The 1,916-nt window shown below is 61.2% G+C and carries 2 protein-coding genes; one reads left to right on the top strand and one right to left on the bottom strand.

Going from position 1 to position 1,916, the window contains the following annotated elements; translation table 11 throughout:
- On the bottom strand, window positions 1-725 hold a 725-nt coding region (locus M0954_RS14705), incomplete at its 3' end, for a cytochrome c (protein WP_297353979.1).
- A 238-nt stretch (window positions 726-963) separates the two neighbouring features.
- Here M0954_RS14705 and M0954_RS14700 point away from each other — a divergent pair.
- Window positions 964-1,916, top strand: a 953-nt coding sequence (locus M0954_RS14700) for a tetratricopeptide repeat protein (protein ID WP_297353978.1), incomplete at its 3' end; no start/stop codon positions are given.

Genomic DNA, 1,916 nt, shown 5'->3' with positions numbered 1-1,916 from the left:
GCCCCGAGCAGATTCATCGGCGTGTGGCACGCTGCACAATGCGCAGGCCCGTCGATCAGATATCGGCCGCGCAATAGCTGTTCTTCGTGCGACGAGGTTGGCGTCGATGTTGCTGTTGCTGTTACTGTTACTGTTACTGCAGAGGACGCACCATCCGGTTCGACGCCTCGGTTCAGGAAGAACAGGTTCCATACCGCGATGAGCGGACGAAAGCCGAGCGGAAACATCAGACGGTTGGCGGGTGCGGTGGCCTGCACCGCATCGCGCGTCATCAGATACGCGTAGATCGCGGCGATGTCGGCGTCCGTCATGTGCGTAAAGTGTGGGTACGGAAAGGCGGGGTAGAGGAGATGGCCGTCGCGCGAGACGCCGCGCCGCATGGCTTGCGTGAAATCCTCGAGCGACCAGGCGCCGATACCGGTCTGGCGGTCGGGCGTGATGTTGGTGGAGTAGATCACGCCGAACGGCGTATCGAGCGGACGGCCGCCAGCGAAGGGCGCATCATGCTTTGCGGTATGACACACGACGCAGTCGCCGATCGCAGCCAGTTCCGCGCCATGTTTAAGCGTGGCCGTTTCATCGGCCGCTGGCGATGCTACCGGCGCTTCTACGACCGCCGTTGCCGCGAAGAGCGGATGTACGAGCCAGCACGACGTCGCCGCGACGAACGCGGTGCACGCCAACCCGCACAGCCATTTCGACAACCCGATCGACCTCTTTTTCATCGCGTCTCTGTCGTTATGTTCGACCCGTCGGAATGTATAGCACATACGCCGCGCACAAATAACACCATCGCGTGCGGTTCGAACTTTTGACGCCAATGATGGCGCGAGAATGACGCGCAGGCAACGTGAAAGTGACATATGCCTGGCGATCGGCTCGCGGCCGATAGGATTATCATCTCGCAGCAGACGCTATCCGCCGCGAGCACGGAGCGTCACGTCCTGATTTCTCTGATCAAATATGAGTTCATCCTCCACAAGCGATCCCTCCAACACGCGCGACGATGCGCCGACAGCGCATCTGGAACAGGCGACGCGATTTACGGACGCGCTCGCGAAGGTGAAGCCGCTGCTCGAGATGGAGCCGCCATTGGCGGAGCATCAGCTTGCCGAGGCGTTGCAGATCGCGGCGGTCAGTTCGCTCGGCCTGGGCCGGCTCGACGATGCCGAGTCGTATTGGCGCCGCTCGATCGATGCGAACCCTGGCTTCGTGGATGCGTACACGAACCTCGGCACGCTGCTGAAAAAGCTAAACCGCTTGCACGACCTGGAGGCACTGCTTCGGCAATTGCTCGAGGTCCGTCCTGATCTCGCGGATGTCCACAACCAGCTTGGGTCGATGCTGCAGGACCAGGGGCGCCTCGCCGAAGCAGAAGCGGCTTATCGGCAGGCGGCGCTGCTTCGCCCCGATCGCGTTGAATTTCATTACAACCTGGGCGTTGTACTAAGGCCGCTCGGCCGTTGGCTTGAAGCCGCGCAAGCGTATCAACGGGCAGTCGAAATGAACCCGGCTTTTGTCATGGGTTACAGCAACCTCGGCAATGTATTGAAGGAACTGGGCTGCCTGCCGGAAGCCGAGGATGCCTACCGCAACGCACTCGCTATCCACGGCGATTACCACGTTGCGAAGTTCGCCCTGGCCACACTGCTGATCAGCATGGGACGCTTCGAGGAAGGATGGCAGCTATACGAGGAGCGTCACGACGATCCCAACTCCATCCAGCACAAGACGCAGAAGGTCATTGGCCGTCCCCGTTGGCGTGGCGAAGCATTGGCGGGAAAAAGGCTGCTGGTCTGGCAGGAGGGTGGCCTTGGCGACGCGATTCATTTTGGGCGATACTTTTCGCTGCTGAAAGCGCAAGGGGCGGCGGAGACCGCGTTTGTCTGCGCGCCGGCGCTGCAGCGGCTCTTTGC

Source organism: Paraburkholderia sp., from assembly GCF_026225065.1.
Lineage (GTDB): Bacteria > Pseudomonadota > Gammaproteobacteria > Burkholderiales > Burkholderiaceae > Paraburkholderia.
The sequence above is the reverse complement of the archived record's forward strand: the minus strand, read 5'-3'. Positions and strand labels throughout refer to the sequence as shown.